Genomic DNA, 18,567 nt, shown 5'->3' on the forward strand with positions numbered 1-18,567 from the left:
TCGGATTAATCTTCGATTCTTTTCTTGCTGAACTTCATCAGGAACTCATACACGATAGGTACAACAACGAGTGTGAGCAGCGTCGAACTGATCAGACCGCCGATAACGGTTATGCCGAGCCCGCGTGAGATGATACCTGCGCTGTTCTCCCAACCGAATACGAGAGGCAGCAGCGCACCGATGGTGGCCAGTGCCGTCATCAGGATTGGACGAAGACGGGTTGCACCGGCTTCGAGCAAGGCTTCGCGAGTGCTCATTCCTTCGCGTTCCATGTGGATAACGCGGTCGATCAATACAATTGCATTCGTGACTACGATACCAATCAACATGAGTACGCCCATGAGAGCAGATACGTTCAGTGTCTCGCCTGTGATGAGCAGGCCGATAATGGCACCGATGACGATGAATGGCAGTGAGAACAGGATGGCAAATGGTGCAAGACCCCCGCCAAACGTGACCACGAGTACAAAGTATACAATAGCAATGGCCGCCAGCATGGCGAGTCCAAGCTGTCCGAAGGTTTCATTGATTTGCTCGGTAACGCCTCCGAACTCTACGGATACCCCGTCTGGAAGCTCAAGTTTGCTGACTTCGGATTCCAGATTGGTGGAAGCCGAGCCTACATCGCTGGACAGGATATCGGCTGTGACACTCACAACCATTTTACCGTCGATGCGTGTAATGGAGTCAGGCGTGGTTCCTTTTTCAACTTTGGCTACATCCTTGATCGGTACTTCCATACCGAGTGGAGACGTTACCGTTTCGTCTTCAATTTCTTTAATGCTCTTATAGGTTTTGCTGTCGGTTTCAATGTAAACATTGTAGGTTTTGTCCTCAATCTTAATTTCCGTCAAGACTGGACGCTCCCGTACGGGTGCCAGCTTCATAGCCAATTGTCCGGCTGTGAGGCCAAGAGAGCTTAACTTCTCTTGATCGGCAACCAGCGTGTACTGCTCAAATGACTCGGATAAACTGGTCTCCGCATTGTCGAAGGTAGCGGTATCCTTGTTCGCAAGCTCGGCAATTTGATCAGCTACAGGCTTGATCTGCTCCAGGGAGTCGCCGAAGACGTTAACCGTCAATTGGCTGCCTCCGAATCCGCCGGCTGCCATGTCCATATTGGACCAGGTGCCATCCGGAACTTCCTTGGCTAGATCCTCGATAAGTGCCGTTTTGACATCTTCGAAGTTTTTCGTGTCCGGATCGTACATAATGTAGAACAATCCGGAATTAGCGGAGCCCATTCCAAGCGGATTGCTTCCGCCGATGGAGTACTGCATTGTCTGTACGCCAGGTTGATCCAGAATCAGCTTCTCGGCTTTTAGTGCACGTTCCTCTACATCCTCCAGCATAACGCCAGGTTCAGGAGAGTAGGTCACCATTGCGTATTTGTCTTCCTGTTCCGGGATGAAGCTAACCCCCAGATACTTGGTCAGGAACAAGCTTCCTACCAACAGCACGATGGCTGCCAGGAATGTAATGGCTTTGTGATTCAGAGTCCATTTCAGGATCGAACGATAGCCGCGGGCCATTGCGCCCGGCTTCTCCTCATGATCATGCTTGTTCTTCAAGCCTTTGCGGAACAGGCTGTGCGCCATAGCAGGTACAAGCGTAACCGCCACGACCAGGGAAGCCAGCAGCGCGAAGACCATCGTCAACGCGAATGGCATGAACAGCTCGCCGACCATACCGCTAACCAGTGTAAGCGGCAGGAATACCGCGATGGTTACGATGGTGGAAGACATGATGGGAACAAACATTTCACGTGTAGCGGCACTAATGAGCTCTCGGCCTGTCAGTTTTTCGGTCGAGAGGGACATGCGCCGGTAGATATTCTCGATAACAACAATCGAATCATCGACAACCCGGCCGATAGCAACGGTCATGGCACCGAGTGACATCATATTCAGGGTAATATCCATTTGCTTCAAGCACAGTACCGCAATCAACAAGGATAACGGGATGGAAATGATCGATATGATGGTCGAACGGATATTGCGCAGGAAGATCATGATGATCAGAACAGCAAATAATGCACCGAACAATGCCTTGGAGAGCATGGTATGAACGGAGTCCTCGATCGGTTTACCTTGATCCAGCATGATGGTCAGATCCATGCCAGGGAATAGGCCTTTCAATTCCTCTGCCTTGTCTTTTACCTGATTAACAACGTCAACCGTGTTGGCATCGTTCGCCTTAACGATTTGGATACCGATGGATTCCTTCCCGTTGGTGCGGGAGATGGATTCCGAGGTTCCGATAACTTCAATCTTGGCAATCTCGCTGAGTTTTACGGTTGGAATGCCGGTGGGAGCGGATGGAGCGCCATTCTGTCCACCAGCACTGGCACCATCACCGGGAGCTCCCTGCTGACCTGCAGCCCCAGCCGCATCGCCAGGAGGTTGCTGCTGTTGAGCTGCACCAGCACCAGGAGCGCCAGCTCCGGCAGATGCATCGGCACCGCCTCCGCCTGGAATAACAGGAATGGCGATATTCTTCAGATCGTCAATGCCGATGATGCCGCCATCAATGGCTACGGCCTTTTGAGATTTTTCCATTTCGAACATACCGAGCGGAACATACAGCGCTGAACCCTGCACGATGCCTTTAACGGTATCTTCGGTCAGGCCAAGCTCGTTCATTTTGTCCTGGTTAAATTTCAGTTGGACTTCATTGACAAATTGTCCGGCTACCTGAATGGAAGCAACTCCATCCAAATCCTCGAGCTCGGGTACAATGTCATTCTCTGTGATACGGGTTAATTCATCCAGTGCCATGTTGTCTTTGTTCGATATACTCAAGGAGACAACCGGCATGGAGCTCATGCTGAATTTGGATATGGTAGGTTTCTGAGCATCCTCAGGCAGCTTGACTTCATTGATTGCTTCCCGAACAGCTGCTGTAGCGTTGTCCAGATCACTACCATAATCAAATTCAACCATCACGTTGGCTGCATTCTCCATGGAAGTGGAGGTTACGGTTTTTACGCCGTCGATATTTCTCAGTCTTGTCTCAAGCGGTTTGGTTACATCCTCTACAACTCCTTCAGGAGCTGCACCCGGATAGATGGCGGTGACGCTTAAGAATGGGACGTTAATATCCGGAATGGTTTCTTGTTTCATTGTCAGTCCGCTGTACAATCCACCAAAGCTGACGATGATGGTCAGCAGCCAGATCGCAAACTTGTTGCGCAGCGAAAAATTGATAATTCCTTTCATTAGGTGATTCTCTCTCCTCTCCATAATAACGCTATGTCTCTAACTTCGACCCGTTTCCCTGCATAATTCCACCAGGGGTAAGATAGCTTTCCAGCACGGTAACAATGGTGCCCTTGAGCTCGGTATACAGTGCCTCCAAGTCCTCGATCCCCTCCAGGTTAGCAAGCATTCCCTTTAGAACGGCCCTGCTGGGCTGGAGGCCAAGCAGCTCTTTCTCCATAATATTGAGCGACTCCATAGCATCTTCCCGGACTTCCGTCTCTACCGTACTCTTCTTCAGTTCATTTTTCATTGCTTTAATGACGATAAGCGGGTGACGGGTTGTACGAATGTCGGTCTGGCATAACTGACTCAATTGCCCAATCGCCTCCATTGGAATCAGAGGTTCGGGACGTCTGCGCAGAATGCTGTTTACAATATCATCGAGCAGCTGGATCTGGTGGTCTGCAGTGATTCCCACATTCAAATGAAACCCTGGCATGAACAGGAAGCGAATATACGAACCCAGCATGCTGGCCATAAACATGCCAATCTCCATCGTATAAGGCTCTACGTCCGGTCCATAAATGCTTTTGAGCTTATTGTTAAACCACTGCAATGCAGCGAGCATTTCCTGCCGCATGTTTTCCTTGTCAATAGGCGGTTTCCCCGGCATCTGATCATGGAACTGCTTCAGGAGATATTCCCGAATCTCCAGAAAATGGACAAGAAGCACTTCCGTCTGCTTGCGCAGCTGCTCCTTAGGCTCAAGCAGCGGATCGTGATCGACACGGAGGATCTCATCTTTAATCCGGTTTGCGATATGCTCGTAAATGCTCTTTTCCAGTTCCTCTTTGGACTTGAAATGAAGATAAAGGCTGCCTTTCGACATCCCGCATACTTCGGCGATTTCCTGCATGGAGGTAACCGAAGAGCCCTTCGCGGAAAACAGCTGCATCGCAGTGATGAGAATTTGCTGTCGTTTCTCTGCCGTTTTATCAGCCAATCAAAAGCTCACCTCACTTGAGAACTTTTCAGTTCTGGGATTGACCATATGGTCAAGAATAAGTATATATGAAAAAGAACGACCGTTTCAACTTTACTACGGTCGTCCCTTTTCTTGGTTCTGAAAATATATGAAATTTTCTAGAAAAATCGCCTAACTTATCAATTTCAGACCGACAGCCGAGCACAGAATCATGGAAATGAACACCACTCGCCGCCAATCCTTCGGCTCTCCGAACAGGAACATCCCAACCATGGCTCCACCGGCTGTTCCAATTCCCGTCCAGATGGCATAAGCGGTCCCCATCGGCAGCACGGTCATGGCATAAGAGAGGAGGGAGAAGCTGATACCAAACGATAAGGCCAGAATCAGTGTATAATGCCATCCCTTGCGCTGCGACACGCCTTTAATACCAATGACACCGCCAATTTCGAATAATCCGGCAAATATAAGCGCAACCCAAGCCATTATTTACTCACCTCCGGTTCTGCATGATCACTCGTAACCAGCTTAAGGCCGACTACACCTGCAAGCAGCACGCAGATCAGAAGAACCTTGATCAATTTGAACGGTTCTCCAAAGAACAGCATTTCTGATGCCACCGTGCCGGCGGTACCGATACCTGTAAAGACGGCATATACCGTTCCGACCGGCAGGCGTTTGGCTGCTTCAATAATAAGATAGAAGCTGGCTGTAATGGCGACTATAGTTCCAAGCCACTCCAACGTGTTGTTGGAATACTTCAGACCCATAACCCATATGACCTCGACCAATCCAGCCAGCAGTACATAAATCCAGTTGCGATTCATTATGATTGTCACTCCTTTTAATGAAAAAGAATTGTTATCTCACCTGCAGACTCTTATTCTCCTTGAAATTTATACTTATCATGCGTAGTTCTGCGATAATTTAACTCTTGCTGTTAGAACTTTGCTTCGTTACCCCTAACCAAAATATCGGCCAAGCGGCGGTCAGACGTTTCAAGGCGCGTTCCTCCCCGCCGTAAACGGCTTCCAGATGAATTCCATCGAGCAGGGTCATAAAGGCGATGGCTGCTTTACGTGGGTATCGAATGATACGCCCATGCACGGGACAGCCTGCCGCAAGCAGTCTGGACAGGTTGTTCTCCTGCTCGTCCAGCAGCGGATACAACATAGCCATCACCTCATCGTAGAAGGTGCTAGGCGGGAAGAAGGCCATCCGCATGAAGAATCGCACTTCATCATCCCCTTGGTAAGCCTGGAGACTGTTCTCAAGAAATCCATGCAGCTGCTGCTCCAGCGGCAAATCCGTGTGGTTAAGGAAATAGCCCACCATTAATTTCTCTTGTCGTTGGAATACGTCCTGAAGCACCTGCAGGAACAAATCCTCCTTGCTTGAAAAATGAGCGTAAATAGACGGTTTCTTGATTCCGCAATCGTCGGCGATATGTTTCAGCGATGCCCCTTCATAACCGTTCTTGGCAAAATGGGCAAGGGCGGACTGTTTAATATTGGCGGCACTCATAATACTCCTCCTAACTAACGGTCGTTAGTTATATTTTTATCAAATGATGCCAGTATTGTCAATGTCAATATTTGGGCTTGGAGCTGTCTGACTATCTGCAAGAGAACAGTCTTTAGTTCCGGGGGGAGATCATGTAGAATATGTGTGATCGACATCGTCCATACAAAAGAGACAGAAACGATGAATAACAAGGGGTAAACTGATATGAGAAAGGGAATAGAGGCTGTACTGATCACCGCGCTTTTGATCGCGTTTTATTATTTTGGCATGCATTATTTCGGAAAGACGACAGGGACGGTCATCGGGATCTTCTCCACCCTCACCGTAGTATCTATCGGATTCATGATTTTTATGGAGAACCGCCATCCTTCCAGCACCATGGCCTGGATTCTGCTGCTTGCGCTCGTTCCCATCGTCGGGCTTGTTTTTTATTTCTTGTTCGGGCAGAACTACTTCAAACGGAGAAAATATGATAAAAAAGCACAGAAGGACGTCCTGGTATACACCAGCGAGGTGCTCCGAAAGAGCACCCCTGACGTTTCCTGCTTTAAGCCTGAAACGCAGCAGCTGCTTCAGCTGTCTTCCCGGCTGGCGCGCACGCCGATTTCCTTCTCCAGCGACTCGCGGGTGCTGACCGATGGGGAAGAGACGTTCGCGGCATTGATAGCGGAGCTGGAACGGGCCGTGCATCATATCCATATGGAGTATTACATTTATCGGCCGGATGCCATCGGCACGCAGATTCAGGAAATTTTGATCCGCAAGGCGAGGGAAGGCATTGCCGTTCGGTTTATGGTAGATGCCGTGGGCAGCCTGCAGCTGCCGCCGGCCTTCCTGCAGGAGATGAGGGATGCCGGCATACAGGTCGCCGTGTTTGGCAGTCCGAAAACGATATTTTTTACCAGCCGTGTAAATTACCGCAATCATCGCAAAATCGTTGTCATTGACGGCAGTGTTGGATTCGTTGGCGGATTGAATGTGGGCGATGAGTACTTGAGCCGCAGCAAGGCCTTCGGTTTCTGGCGAGACACCCATATGCTTATCCGCGGAGAGGCTGTAAGGACGCTTCAGGTTGTGTTTCTGCAGGATTGGCAGTACATGACAGGGGAGCAGCCGAGCGAGCCGATCTATTATTCCCCGGATCTGCTGGAGAACCGCACTGGAGCGGTCCAGATTATTGCGAGCGGACCGGACAACGAGCGGAGGGCGCTCAAAAATATTTTCTTCTCCATGATTGTGTCGGCTCGCAAATCCGTCTGGCTGGCGACACCCTATTTTATACCGGATGAAGATATTCTAACCGCGCTCCGGGTTGCGGCCTTGTCAGGGCTTGACGTACGGATCCTGTTTCCGTCGAAACCGGACAAGTGGCTGCCCTTCCTGGCTTCCCACTCCTATTTTCCTGCTCTGCTGGATGTCGGGGTGCGGGTATATGAATATGAGAAAGGTTTCATGCATTCCAAGCTGCTGATCGTGGACGGGGAGATCGCGACGATTGGCACCGCCAATATGGACATGCGGAGTTTTCATCTTAATTTCGAGGTTAACGCACTCTTGGTACATACGGAAAGCGTGGCCAAGCTTGTGTCGGATTTCGAGCAGGATCTGGAATCGGCCATCGTGTATGACCGCAACCATACCCGCAAGAAGAGGATCATGACCAGGCTGCTGGAATCGGCAGCCCGGCTGATGTCACCTCTGTTGTAAATCGGCAGGGGAACGCGCGTTGAATGCAGCTGCACTCAACGCGCGTTTATGTCGGCCTAATTGTTAGAAGGTTGTGAACCCGAGGAACTTCTGAATCCGGAACAGAACATCTTTGATCCAGGTGGTTTTTCCCTGATAAGCTCCGGCATCAAGACTGAATTCGGCGCCCTCGTTGAACCATATCTGATTAAAATACCGGTCCAGGTCCCGGGTAAGCGGATGATCCTTTGGGGCGGCGATCCACAGGTTGTTCTCCAGATTCAGATCGGCCAGATTTCGCTGGGTGAAATTAGTGGATCCGCCCGTCATTACAGACTTGCCAGTTGGTTTGGCAATGTACATCAGTTTGGTATGATACTGCTCTTTACCGGTGTTGTACCAACGAACGGAGATATTGCCCTTTGATTTCTTGATGAGTTCAGCGGCAGCCGGACGGTTGGGGATCCCGATTTTTTCCCTGCCGAATGCATTCTGGTTCGGATCCAGGATAAGGCGTATGTCGACGCCGCGCTCCGAGGCTTTCAGAAGCTGGTCCATCACTTTGCCATCGGCCAGATAGAACATCCCCATCCAGAGTGTATCTCCGGATTGAGACTGCTCAATGGCCTCCAGAACGTATTTGTATATTTTCCCTTCCGTCAGGTACCGAACATCGACGCTGCCAGCCTGCCCGGAAGGCTGCTTGGGAGCTGCCGCCTTCGGTTCATATGCCGGCAGTTTGATATCGCTTGAAAGATTGACGGCAGCTTGCTCAGTGGCCAGTATATCGCCAATGATGTCGCCGCTTGTTTCAAAAGCGATGTTCGAGTGGAAAGCGCTGGCATCATGAATGTTGGCTGAAGTGACAAGCGCTGTGTTTTCGCTGATGACGACCTTACGATGATTGGCCTTCACGTTCAGCAGCTTCAGATAGGAGCGAACGGTAATATCGGGCGCTTCGTTTGCCATCAGATTGGGGAGCGTTCCTTTGCCGGATTGACCAAACCATTGGAAAAAGGTGCGCCATACAGCGGAATAGATCGGCGTCGAATCCCGCAGCCGGTTGACATCGGTTATAATGACTTGAATACCCGCGGCCTTCATGGCCTCGAACTCCGGAAGCGGATAGGAACCATATCCGGTGTTGACTTCATCGCTAATAAAGAAGATGTCCATGTCGGGATATTTTTGTTTATGCTTCACAAGTCGATCGGTGAGCTCCTCAGTCACCTTCGGAAATGTCTGGCCTTTATGGGCGTAACCGTTGAACAGAAACATATCGATGACCAGGAATTTTCGGGATTCATCAATAATCTGGCCGATGCGCGGTCCGATCTCGCGATCATGGACCGGTTGACCGTCCGGACCGGGATAGGTCAGGTCGACCCACATGGCAACCTCGCTCTGATAGAGCGGGCTTTCGTAAGAAATCCCCTTGGGCAGAGGCTTGTGAGTTTGATAGATCATCACGCCGATCAGCCATAGAATGAGAAGGACAAGGCCGGTAAAAATATATTTTCGTGTTCGGGAACCTTTGGTATGCGCTTTACCTGGCATAAGTGGAGTATCTCCATCAGGGGGATGCGGATGATCTGAAGTGCGGCTGCGAAATAAATGACGGAAATCCAAAATAGCCCATCCTCCTATAACTTTCAGTTGTATAACGTTAATTAACATCAATCACCGGACATGACGCACTCCGTCTGCCATATGTGATAAGGCTCCTTATGCCGGGTTGTTGACCCGTTTCAGGGGTAGAATGATAATATACGGTTTTTTGTTTCATTCCATGCGGCAGAAAACGGACATCTGGCTTATATTTTTGCTTGTTGTTCTTCATATCATACAACCGGCCATATCCGGCACCCTGTGCACGCTAATAAGATGGTTAATTTAAGGATGAATTACTTGAACAAGGAGGTACGGAATGAATTCAGAACATAAAGATACTGCGGGCATGCCCGCTGAAACCATTACTGGCAGTGGAACCGGGAGATCCGAGGGCCGGCTGCTGCCGGAAGTACCAACCGGTGAACGAAAAATAGAGCATGTGCGCCTATGCCTTGACGAGGAGGTAGGCTCCGTCGGTTTAACATCAGGCTTTGAACGTTACCGCTTCCGTCACTCCGCGCTGCCGGAGATCGACTTTGAAGATATTAAACTGGACACCACGTTTCTGGATATTCCGGTACGAACGCCATTGCTGATCAGCTCCATGACGGGAGGAAGCAAGGCGACCGGAGAGATTAATATGAGGCTGGCCGAAGCTGCGGAGCGCCGCGGCTGGGCGCTTGGGGTAGGCTCTGTCCGGGCTGCGGTGGAGAAGGAGGAGCTTGCTCCTACGTTCCGCGTGAGAGAGTGTGCACCGAGTGTGCCGGTTATCGCAAACCTGGGGGCTGTACAGCTGAACTATGGCTTTGGTCTTGACGATTGCCAGCGGGCGGTGGATATCGCGGGTGCCGATATGCTCGTTCTTCATCTGAATGGACTCCAGGAGGTATTTCAGCCGGAGGGGAATACCCGGTTTGGCCGTTTGCTTGGCCGAATTGAGGATCTGTGCCGAACGCTGGAAGTGCCGGTGGGCATTAAAGAGGTCGGCTGGGGAATTGATGGAGAAACCGCGCGAAGACTGCTGGATATCGGGGCAGCGTTCATCGATGTGGCTGGTGCGGGCGGCACCTCCTGGAGCCAGGTGGAGAAATTCCGTAGCAAGGACCCGGTACGCCGCGGCGCTGCGGAAGCTTTTGCCGGATGGGGCAATCCCACCGCAGAATGCATTGTGGAGGTGCGGGAAGCTGCTCCTGCCTGTACCCTGATCGGCAGTGGCGGGCTGCAAAACGGCGTTGATGCGGCGAAAGCGATAGCGCTGGGCGCTGACCTGGCTGGCTTCGGACGCGGATTGCTGGGCTCCGCCGTTGACTCTGTAGAGGCGCTGGACCAGCGGCTGGCGCAGGTGGAATTGGAGCTGCAGACAGCCATGTTTGGAATTGGCGCAGGGAACATCGAAGCTCTGAGGTCCACCGCGCGTCTGATTCGTGCCTGAATTGACCGGCTTGACTGCCGGAATCGGGACGGAGTGATGGCAGTATATTCGTATTGAAGTCTATGGGGTATCTGCTATAATTAATAAGATTGTTTAGCTGGGATTGGCAGCTTAGGTGATATGAACCCAAGCTTTGAATACTTACTAATAAGAGTAACTTATAATAAGGAGTTGTCACATAAATGGCTTTAAAGGCAGGGATCGTCGGTTTGCCTAAGTAACTGTGAGAGATAATAAAATTAAGCCAGCCAAACTAATGACACCTGGCTGCCGTCCTTTATTTCGATTCTCTCAATAAGTTGCCGTATGGACTGTTTAACGGTTATCCGATCTCCTGACAAAATCACTTTTGTGGCGCTCCTTGCCTTTCTTTTTAATTCCTCTTGTTGTTTAGTAACTTGTTCTTCCTCAGAACTTTCAAGAAGCTTTTTTAATGCGTCCCGTTCCTTTGTTACTCTTAAAGTTGCAGCTTTTAAATCTTCTGCAGTAATTAAATCGTCATTATAGGCGTCAATCTGTTTCTGCATTTTTTTATCCAGCTTAGCCAACTTGGATTCAATGCTATCTTTGTCAACTTGTTTTACTTGCGGTTTGGAGATGACTAATTTGAGAGTTCCAGGAGCTGCTTCAGCTACTTCTTTGATCCGCTCAATGACCAACTCTTCAATGGCATCCCGGTGAACATAATGATGAAAGCATTTGCCTTTCTTTAAATAGCCATCGCATAGATACTGATAGTGAATGTTTTCTTTGTTAAGTCTCTTCGAAAAGCTACGGTTCATTTTCCCATTCATCTTAGAGTTACAATGACTACAGTAAACAAGTCCAGACAACAAATAGGTGTCATTGCTCATATGTTTACCGACACTTTTGCGACCTTGGAATAACTCTTGTAATTTTGAAAAGGTGTCTCTGTCAAGAATTGCCTCATGGGTATTTTCTTCTCGAATCCATAGAGATGGATCGTTCTTAATCACCTTATCGCCCTGTCTAGTTGTTTTGTTATAAACAAAATCCCCTATTAGTGTTTCCCTCTGAAACAGTTCCCTAAAAGTTTTATCCTGCCATTCGTTCCCTTCTTTTGTGGTTATGCCTTGAGCATTCCATTCACCAATAACACTTCGGCTTGGAGTACCTGACAGAAGGTTTATGGCAGCCCGTCTAATGCATAAGGCTTCATCAAAATTCACTGCCATTTTCCCATCAACAATATCATAGCCAAAACAAGGACGAGTAATAATTTTTTTGTTCTTATTTCTCGCAATCGAAAGCATATTTTCTCTTACGCGTTCGGAGTTACGCTCTCTTTCAAATTCAGCTACCATTCCAAGCATTTGCAATACAAGCATGCCAGCTGGTGTTGAAGTGTCGAAACCCTCAGTAGCCGAGACATAATGGAACTTATGCTTTACAAAGAAGTTATTCAGGCTCAAGATATCAAATAATTTACGTGATAACCGATCCAGCTTAGTTGTAATGACTCTTCCGCCAGGGTATTCTTTTACTTTTTCCAGCATAATGGTCAATTCTGGGCGATTCGTTGATTTCGCACTATAACCGTCTTCAATAAAGAAAATAGGTTCATCCCATCCCATCGCTTTACAGTATGCTTCAATTCTTTCTTTCTGTTCAGTTAAGGAGTTCCCTTTTTCCGCTTGTTCATCAGTACTAACTCTTATGTATGCAAGTATTACCATATAGAACCTCCGTTGATTGATTATTCTTCTACAGGCTTAAAGTGTCCCATATAAATTCCGCAAATTGAAAATTCATTAGGACGAAGTTCTCTTATTTCATAATTGTCATTCTCTGGAATTAGTTGCATTGTAGCAGATCCCTCTGTCCATCTAATGCGTTTCAGCATCCCCTCTGACGAATCGTCAATAACCGAAGCTACGATTTGACCGTTATAATCAGCCCAGCTAGCTTTCTTCATGTAAACGATATCCCCGTCATCGATCCCTGCATTAATCATGCTGTCACCTTTAACGCGTAAAGCATAATCTGGTTGTTTTTTGCCTGGGAAGGGATAAAAAACATAATCCTCAATATTTTGTTCTGCTAAGATGCCATCTCCGGCACATATAGTCCCTATTAATGGGATTAAATTATTGTCTGAAAAGTTAACCTTAGGTTGAAATGTAGGGTCGATTTCGGATTTACTTACTTTCAAGAAATCTGCTATTTTTTGAATGCTTCCAGGAGTAGCAAGGGTTTTTTCATTGAGATAGTCAGAGATTACACTCGTGGATAGATCAGTACCTTCAGCGAGTTCTTTTTGAGTTAATCCTTTTCTTTTAATGATTGCCCGAAGATTTTTTGCAATACCCTTTATTAGATCTCTTTCCACCTCAGTATACTTCTTTCTTGCCACGGTATAATTCCTCCTATTTAAATTTACTATATATCCGTTATAAACTAATTGGTTACATTTTTCAAGTAAATATTTACGGTAAAAACGTATTGACAATCCGTTAATAACGTACTACCATAAAATCACACCGCGCAGAAAGGAGTTGATCAGATGTACCAAATTACACTTCGTGCGGCTAGAACCAATAGAGGCCTTACCCTTGATGAAGTGGCGCGCTTAGTGGACCGTACACCTAAGACTATAGCGAAATACGAGGGTGATTCAACGTCCATACCTAGGGACTTATTTTTGTCTCTGGTTAAGTTGTACACCGTTCCAGAAGACATGGTTTTTTGTGGTGTGGAATCCGTTTTTACCGGATCGTCTACCAAAGGAAGCACAAAACGCAAAAGAAAAGCTTCATAAGAAAGGAGACATTTAGCCCGTGAAAGCAAAGAGCAAGCTACAGATAGTGTCTGAGCAAGTTGTTGACCGTAACGGTAATGTCATCGGGGACGATCCTACACAGTTCCCGATGCTGGCTAACAAGAGCAAGGAACTGATCACGTATTTACAAACAGGCCAAAACTATAAGGTTGTTTAAGAAAAGGAGGACAAGAAAGTGATCCCAAATGAATTGAAGCAAGACCGTTACTGGAAAGGTACGCTGTATATTTTTCTAAACAATTACAAATTGCAGAATTTCCTTGTTACTCATTTTGATTTTCAAGAGTGCACGATTGACATTGAAGGACTAAAACGCGCTTCCCGGGGCTGGTCTCCATCTGAAAAATTCATGCTGTCGCTCGCCTTCCATCTTTTTAACGAGCGAAATAAAGTCAATCTCTCCGACATGGATTTATTGGATCCTTCCAATACGCAAATCGCATTGAAAGCAATTCAAATGCGGTTCGCAAGTTAGGAGGCAACAGGATGACGCCAGAACGTTTAGAGCAACGATGTGCTGCTACAGCTAGGTTGAATGAGATAAGAAAAGTATTAAGCCGCGGGCATTATCTAGACGCTGCAGGGTTTGACCTTATGAACAATGAGGCAGCTCGGCTGGAATCTGAACTTCGAAGAAAGGAGGGAGAAGCATGAAGGATATTTTTACACAGAGGGACAAGCAGCGCCGTTCAATCAGGAGAGAACTTAATGCACTGTATCGGAAGTTCATGGAGGCAGAATCGTCTCGTGATCTGAATCTAATGATCATCCTGGATCAAAGAATCAGGGCGCTCAAAGGAACTTTGTTGCGCATAGATCCAGCAGAAGAACCAGAGCTGTGCAACAGGCTGCCTAAAAACGAACAAAGATCACGTCTCGGAAACGTGATCTAAGTTGAAACTTTTTATAAAAATTGTTTGTTCGATTATACCAAATTCGGTATGGCTCAACAAGTCACCCTAGATGAATTAAGAGTTATCGGAGTGATGTCACGCTTATGTCACGCGTGACACTGCCGTGACAACAAGAGCATGTCACAGATACATGCAACATAATCCGGGAGGAGGTCACGTTTTGGCGTGGATTGAAAGTCACCAGGCATTGGCCGGACATCCCAAAACAAAGAGGTGTGCACGAAAACTGGGTGTAACTATTCCAACGATGGTCGGACACTTACACATGCTTTGGTGGTGGGCATTGGACTATGCCCCAGATGGTGATCTATCGAAATTTGAACACGAAGATATAGCTGACGCGATGCAGTTTGATGGTGATCCTGATCTGTTGGTTCGTATGCTTATTGATGCAAGATTTGTTGACCAGACAGAGGAAGAGCTGCTGATTCATGATTGGTTTGAATATGGCGGAAGGCTCTTTGATAAAAGGGAGAAGAACAACGAGCGGAAGAAGAAGTCACGCGAAAAATTAAAACAATCAAAGGATAGTCACGTCGATGTCACGCGTGACACACCTGTGACTGATGATGGTGTCACAGGGCTACAAGACAAACACAACAAACACAACACAACACAACATAACCAACATAACCATACAGAACAACAACCAACAGAACCAAACCCGATCGATCCGGTCAGTAGTAGTCGTCTAGAATTTGAAATGAATCCTTATAGGATGTTTGAAAATGAAGGATTCGGAACAATCAGTTCTGTGATTAAAGATCAGCTTGACGACATGATTGATACCTATGGCAGTCGTTGGGTATGTGAAGCTATGAAGAAGGCGGTTTTAGCTGGTAAACGCATGACAAAGTATGTCGAAGGCATTCTAAAGAACTGGAAAGCAGAAGGGATTGACGAACCTTGGACAAAGGAGCAGCCAAAGAAACGGACAGGCTCTCAAAGTAGATCAGGCAAACCGTCAATCCCAATCACTACTAACGAACCGCCGCCAGACAATCAAGTAACTGATGAACAATTGGCTGAGCTGATGGAGTTTGCACGTCAGATGTCGGATAAGCCCGATGCGTAAACTCTGGCTGAACAAGGTCCAAGCAAAAGCGTCCGGCATGCCTTGCCTTATCCCTCGTCAGGTCGAGATCGACGGGGAATGGAGATGGGAAGGAAAATGGGCTGGAGCACCTGAACCGGTTGCAGATATCTTGCTGACATACACACGTTGTGCCCAGCTTGGTTGTCCAGTAGGTGAAAAGGAAAAGCCGGCTGCTTATGTATATTGCTCCAGAGAACTTAGCAGTTACCGCTATGTGCCGATATGGTCCAGGTTCATAGAGCAGATCGACATGAGCAAAGTCGATGAGCAGGAATTACGAATTTTGAAACGCCGGAGAGGCGATGGGGTTAGAGATAAATCGAAAGGGTGAACTGAGATGGAACAGGCAGTGAAGAAGCTGCAAGACGAGATCACAGGCAACCAGAACAATCCATATATCCAAGTGATCGGAAACTTTTTGATTCAGCATGTACAAGCCCATCCAGAATGCGCAGAGAAGATCGTGGTAAAAGGAAAGAGCATTGCCAAGAGCTTGGAAGCTATGAAGAACGAAGCTCGAAAAAAACAATCAAACGGCATGGCCATGCTAACGGATGCTGAAGGCTATGCGATTGTGTTGAAATACTTCGAGATAGACGGGCAACCTGTCCAAGCCGCGCAAATCAATCCACCAGAACCGGAAGTTTCACGATTCGATGTGAAGCTTGACGAATTCATGTGAGGTGATAGCGATGAAATTCGAAGAATTCAAAGCTCACTTTCCGGAGAAAATCAGTGCTCGGTTGGAACGATATGTGACAGACACCGTTTTGAAGGAAAGTCGGTACTTGTTTATTAAAACGGTCGCCAAGGAGCAGTTCGCCTATTGTACCTATTGCAAAAAACAGCACCGCCCAAAAGAGAGATTACGACACAAACAATTAGAGCGTGCTACATGTCCGAACTGTAAGTCAAAGTGTGGTGTTCGGGCGGCGGGGATCAGCAGGAAATCCATGTGTGATAGTGCGGTGCTGGTCTGGTACGAAAAGTCTGCACAGGACAATCAAGCAATTACGGCCAGGGTGATCAGTGTCTATCGCGACTATAGCGGTGACTTCAAAGAAGTGATCACCAAATACAATTCCAGCCATATGTACTTATTCCAGCCGGGAAACAGCACTTATTTTAGCTACTCAATGGAACAGGCTAAAAATCTACGTTCAGCATTTGATGGGGAATACAAGTATGGAAGTTGGAAGAAGCATATGTCCGTGAAAAACATTCGCCAAGCTGTAAAGGGTACGCCGTTTCAATACAGCACTTGGGAGCAGTACACCAAGTACGACAACGGTACATACGTCAGCGATATGACCGAATTTTTCGACTTAGCTGCACGTTATCCTTGCATCGAATACCTGACCAAACTTGGATTTTCCTCCATGGTGTGGGCCAAGCTCTACAGAGATAAAACGTATGGTGCAATCAATTGGAATGGGAAAACGATATTCGATGTACTCAGGCTGAACAAAGCGGAACTGAAAGCAATACGGGGATCAGGGCGAGATGTTTCACCACAGGCACTGAGAACCTACCAAAAAATGCGCAACATCGGCTTACAGGTAGGGATTGCGGAGGCGATACAAGCAGCGGATCTCGAAGCGCCGATCTATCGTGATTATGTACAAGAACTGATGAAACTGACGTCCGAGAAAGAAGTCTATTCCTACGTGTTAAAGCAGATCCGAAACCACGGCGATCACTATGAACGCGCTTCAACGGTTATCGCGGATTGGCGAGATTATCGTTCAGAGTGTCTGGAACTGAAAATTGATATTAGGGAGGAAAGGAACCTATTTCCTAATAATCTTCACGAAGCGCACGCCAAGTTAACAAAGCAAATCAAGATGAAAAAGGATAAAGGATTAAACTCGAAAATTTCTGAACGGCTCCAGATCCTTGAGGCATTCCGATTTGAAAAGGATGGACTGATTCTACGGCCGGCTGCATCAACCATTGAGCTATTCGATGAAGGTAAGAACCTTCAGCATTGTGTTGGTAGATACTCGGAGAGATACGCATTAGGACACTGTGACATTTTCCTTGTCCGCAAGTCAAAAGATCCGGACAAACCATACTTTACCATGGAGATTCAAAAAGGACGGATTGTGCAATGCAGGGGTTACAAGAACAAAGGCATGACAGATGAAGTTTTAGCATTCGTTGAAGCATTCATTACAGAGAAGCTTACCAAAAAGGAAAAGACTCGTCCTAAATTAAATTATCGCCAGGAGGTTGCCGTATGACAACGCAAATTTTATTACGTTCGCCTGAAGTTATCGCTGCTGAGATTAGATCCATTGACCAACAAGCAAGGCAGTATGTGCTTCAATCCGCTATTGATATCGGCAGAAAGTTAAAAGAAGCAAAGGAGCTTGTTGCCCACGGTGAATGGGGCGGCTGGCTCCAGGACAACGTGAACTACAGTCAGTCAACGGCCAACAATTTCATGCGAGTTTCTGAAGAGTACGAGAATTCCCAAACGCTTGCAAATTTAAGTTACACGCAGGCGGTCGCGCTGCTCTCCATTCCAGCCGAGGAACGGGAATCCTTCGCGGAAGAGAACAAAGTAGAGGATCTTTCAACGAGAGAACTACAAACCTTGATAAAAGAGAAAAAGGCGCTGGAGAAGCAACTTAAAAAGGCTAATGAGCAGACCGAATATGAACGAATGGAACGCGAAAAGGTGGAAAGCAGCCTAGCCGAAATGCAGAAACAGAACGGCATGAACTATGAATTGGCCGAGCGTTACAAGTCCGATTTGGAAGCAGCTCATAAAATTGGGGATGTCGATCAAATTAACGAGATTCAGAAGAAGCTCAACCAAAAAGAATCTGAGTTGGTGGATAACCAGAAGAGATTCAAGGAGCTTGAAAAACAGCTCAAGGCCAAGCCGATTGATATCCCTGCTCCTGAAATTATCGAAAAGGTACCGGAAAATGTGGAGAAAGAGTTGGCACAGCTGCGCGAACAAGTGAAGCGAAATGAAAACAAGGCAATGGCCAAGTTCGCCGTAATTTTCGAAACAGTGGTCAAGGACTTTGATAATCTGCTCGGTGCATTATATGAAATCAAAACAACAGCTCCTGATGAACATGCTAGATTTTTGAATGCAGTCACTGGCCTGCTTGGACGAATGTCAGAAAAAGCTAAATGAGTACACTTATCCCTAGAGCAGCTCAAATGGTCGATGATGCACTGAGTCCATTGATTCGTAAAGGTTGCAGGATTGAGAATTTGAAGCTGGTGGTTTGCCCATCAGCTCCGATTTCTCAAAAAAAGACGATAGATACAAGATTCGGAGTACTGCGGGTAGAACCAG

General features: G+C 47.3%; 19 protein-coding genes. 11 read left to right on the top strand and 8 right to left on the bottom strand.

Features of this window, described 5'->3' with window-relative positions:
- Positions 1 to 5 precede the first annotated feature (5 nt).
- From WDY75_RS01805 to WDY75_RS01825, 5 genes are all read right to left on the bottom strand, one after another.
- A complete protein-coding gene (locus WDY75_RS01805) occupies positions 6 to 3,218 on the bottom strand; it encodes an efflux RND transporter permease subunit (RefSeq protein WP_063478018.1) in 3,213 nt (1,070 codons plus the stop codon).
- Between the two features lie 31 nt (positions 3,219 to 3,249).
- Complete coding sequence (locus tag WDY75_RS01810) at positions 3,250 to 4,203, bottom strand: TetR/AcrR family transcriptional regulator (RefSeq protein WP_036640021.1); 954 nt, start codon at positions 4,201 to 4,203, stop codon at positions 3,250 to 3,252.
- Positions 4,204 to 4,356: 153 nt separating this feature from the next.
- Positions 4,357 to 4,671 carry a DMT family transporter gene (locus tag WDY75_RS01815; protein ID WP_006213120.1) on the bottom strand — a complete coding sequence of 105 codons (315 nt, stop codon included), beginning with the start codon at positions 4,669 to 4,671 and terminating at the stop codon, positions 4,357 to 4,359.
- Complete coding sequence (locus tag WDY75_RS01820) at positions 4,671 to 5,012, bottom strand: DMT family transporter (RefSeq protein ID WP_063478017.1); 342 nt, start codon at positions 5,010 to 5,012, stop codon at positions 4,671 to 4,673. Before WDY75_RS01820 ends, WDY75_RS01815 begins: the two co-directional genes overlap by 1 nt.
- A 100-nt stretch (positions 5,013 to 5,112) precedes the next feature.
- Entirely contained in the window at positions 5,113 to 5,709 is a 597-nt protein-coding gene (locus WDY75_RS01825) for a TetR/AcrR family transcriptional regulator (RefSeq protein WP_006213118.1), read from the bottom strand.
- 204 nt (positions 5,710 to 5,913) lie between these two features.
- Between WDY75_RS01825 and cls the strand changes: the two genes are divergently transcribed.
- On the top strand, positions 5,914 to 7,416 hold the full coding sequence (gene cls / locus WDY75_RS01830) for a cardiolipin synthase (protein WP_063478016.1): 1,503 nt from the start codon (positions 5,914 to 5,916) through the stop codon (positions 7,414 to 7,416).
- A gap of 63 nt (positions 7,417 to 7,479) precedes the next feature.
- Here cls and WDY75_RS01835 read toward each other — a convergent pair whose 3' ends face one another.
- On the bottom strand, positions 7,480 to 8,952 hold the full coding sequence (locus WDY75_RS01835; RefSeq protein ID WP_063479711.1) for a phospholipase D family protein: 1,473 nt from the start codon (positions 8,950 to 8,952) through the stop codon (positions 7,480 to 7,482).
- Between the two features lie 370 nt (positions 8,953 to 9,322).
- Here WDY75_RS01835 and fni point away from each other — a divergent pair, with 370 nt between their 5' ends.
- Complete coding sequence (fni, locus tag WDY75_RS01840) at positions 9,323 to 10,438, top strand: type 2 isopentenyl-diphosphate Delta-isomerase (RefSeq protein WP_063478015.1); 1,116 nt, start codon at positions 9,323 to 9,325, stop codon at positions 10,436 to 10,438.
- A gap of 239 nt (positions 10,439 to 10,677) precedes the next feature.
- Here fni and WDY75_RS01845 read toward each other — a convergent pair whose 3' ends face one another.
- Positions 10,678 to 12,135, bottom strand: a complete 1,458-nt coding sequence (locus WDY75_RS01845) for a recombinase family protein (RefSeq protein ID WP_338841810.1) — start codon at positions 12,133 to 12,135, stop codon at positions 10,678 to 10,680.
- Between the two features lie 20 nt (positions 12,136 to 12,155).
- A complete protein-coding gene (locus WDY75_RS01850) occupies positions 12,156 to 12,812 on the bottom strand; it encodes a LexA family protein (protein ID WP_338841811.1) in 657 nt (218 codons plus the stop codon).
- A gap of 150 nt (positions 12,813 to 12,962) precedes the next feature.
- Between WDY75_RS01850 and WDY75_RS30695 the strand changes: the two genes are divergently transcribed.
- The 9 genes from WDY75_RS30695 to WDY75_RS01890 all read left to right on the top strand — a co-directional run bounded on the left by WDY75_RS30695 (position 12,963) and on the right by WDY75_RS01890 (position 18,402).
- Positions 12,963 to 13,217 (top strand): helix-turn-helix transcriptional regulator, encoded by a 255-nt coding sequence (locus WDY75_RS30695; RefSeq protein WP_409348315.1) that lies wholly within the window; start codon positions 12,963 to 12,965, stop codon positions 13,215 to 13,217.
- Between the two features lie 19 nt (positions 13,218 to 13,236).
- Positions 13,237 to 13,395 (top strand): hypothetical protein, encoded by a 159-nt coding sequence (locus WDY75_RS01855; protein WP_338841812.1) that lies wholly within the window; start codon positions 13,237 to 13,239, stop codon positions 13,393 to 13,395.
- Positions 13,396 to 13,413: 18 nt separating this feature from the next.
- Positions 13,414 to 13,713 (top strand): DUF6075 family protein, encoded by a 300-nt coding sequence (locus tag WDY75_RS01860; RefSeq protein WP_338841813.1) that lies wholly within the window; start codon positions 13,414 to 13,416, stop codon positions 13,711 to 13,713.
- A gap of 175 nt (positions 13,714 to 13,888) precedes the next feature.
- A complete protein-coding gene (locus WDY75_RS01865) occupies positions 13,889 to 14,131 on the top strand; it encodes a hypothetical protein (protein WP_338841814.1) in 243 nt (80 codons plus the stop codon).
- Positions 14,132 to 14,312: 181 nt separating this feature from the next.
- A complete protein-coding gene (locus tag WDY75_RS01870) occupies positions 14,313 to 15,227 on the top strand; it encodes a DnaD domain protein (protein ID WP_338841816.1) in 915 nt (304 codons plus the stop codon).
- Positions 15,220 to 15,579 (top strand): hypothetical protein, encoded by a 360-nt coding sequence (locus WDY75_RS01875; protein WP_338841817.1) that lies wholly within the window; start codon positions 15,220 to 15,222, stop codon positions 15,577 to 15,579. Before WDY75_RS01870 ends, WDY75_RS01875 begins: the two co-directional genes overlap by 8 nt.
- Before the next feature lie 6 nt (positions 15,580 to 15,585).
- Positions 15,586 to 15,930, top strand: coding sequence for a hypothetical protein (locus WDY75_RS01880; protein ID WP_338841818.1), 345 nt, complete (start codon positions 15,586 to 15,588; stop codon positions 15,928 to 15,930).
- 10 nt (positions 15,931 to 15,940) lie between these two features.
- Positions 15,941 to 17,491, top strand: a complete 1,551-nt coding sequence (locus WDY75_RS01885) for a PcfJ domain-containing protein (RefSeq protein WP_338841819.1) — start codon at positions 15,941 to 15,943, stop codon at positions 17,489 to 17,491.
- The gene (locus WDY75_RS01890) at positions 17,488 to 18,402 is read left to right on the top strand and encodes a DUF3102 domain-containing protein (RefSeq protein ID WP_338841821.1); all 915 of its coding nucleotides are present in this window, start codon (positions 17,488 to 17,490) and stop codon (positions 18,400 to 18,402) included. Before WDY75_RS01885 ends, WDY75_RS01890 begins: the two co-directional genes overlap by 4 nt.
- The last annotated feature ends 165 nt before the right edge of the window (positions 18,403 to 18,567 follow it).

This window comes from Paenibacillus glucanolyticus, from assembly GCF_037333485.1.
Lineage (GTDB): Bacteria > Bacillota > Bacilli > Paenibacillales > Paenibacillaceae > Paenibacillus_AQ > Paenibacillus_AQ glucanolyticus.

Excerpts from the sequence above, each read along its gene's own strand:
- WDY75_RS01805 (WP_063478018.1), bottom strand. The coding sequence starts at position 3,218 with ATGAAAGGAATTATCAATTTTTCGCTGCGCAACAAGTTTGCGATCTGG.
- WDY75_RS01815 (WP_006213120.1), bottom strand. The coding sequence starts at position 4,671 with ATGGCTTGGGTTGCGCTTATATTTGCCGGATTATTCGAAATTGGCGGT.
- WDY75_RS01820 (WP_063478017.1), bottom strand. The coding sequence starts at position 5,012 with ATGAATCGCAACTGGATTTATGTACTGCTGGCTGGATTGGTCGAGGTC.
- WDY75_RS01825 (WP_006213118.1), bottom strand. The coding sequence starts at position 5,709 with ATGAGTGCCGCCAATATTAAACAGTCCGCCCTTGCCCATTTTGCCAAG.
- cls (WP_063478016.1), top strand. The coding sequence starts at position 5,914 with ATGAGAAAGGGAATAGAGGCTGTACTGATCACCGCGCTTTTGATCGCG.
- WDY75_RS01835 (WP_063479711.1), bottom strand. The coding sequence starts at position 8,952 with ATGCCAGGTAAAGCGCATACCAAAGGTTCCCGAACACGAAAATATATT.
- fni (WP_063478015.1), top strand. The coding sequence starts at position 9,323 with ATGAATTCAGAACATAAAGATACTGCGGGCATGCCCGCTGAAACCATT.
- WDY75_RS01845 (WP_338841810.1), bottom strand. The coding sequence starts at position 12,135 with ATGGTAATACTTGCATACATAAGAGTTAGTACTGATGAACAAGCGGAA.
- WDY75_RS30695 (WP_409348315.1), top strand. The coding sequence starts at position 12,963 with ATGTACCAAATTACACTTCGTGCGGCTAGAACCAATAGAGGCCTTACC.
- WDY75_RS01865 (WP_338841814.1), top strand. The coding sequence starts at position 13,889 with ATGAAGGATATTTTTACACAGAGGGACAAGCAGCGCCGTTCAATCAGG.
- WDY75_RS01875 (WP_338841817.1), top strand. The coding sequence starts at position 15,220 with ATGCGTAAACTCTGGCTGAACAAGGTCCAAGCAAAAGCGTCCGGCATG.
- WDY75_RS01880 (WP_338841818.1), top strand. The coding sequence starts at position 15,586 with ATGGAACAGGCAGTGAAGAAGCTGCAAGACGAGATCACAGGCAACCAG.
- WDY75_RS01885 (WP_338841819.1), top strand. The coding sequence starts at position 15,941 with ATGAAATTCGAAGAATTCAAAGCTCACTTTCCGGAGAAAATCAGTGCT.
- WDY75_RS01890 (WP_338841821.1), top strand. The coding sequence starts at position 17,488 with ATGACAACGCAAATTTTATTACGTTCGCCTGAAGTTATCGCTGCTGAG.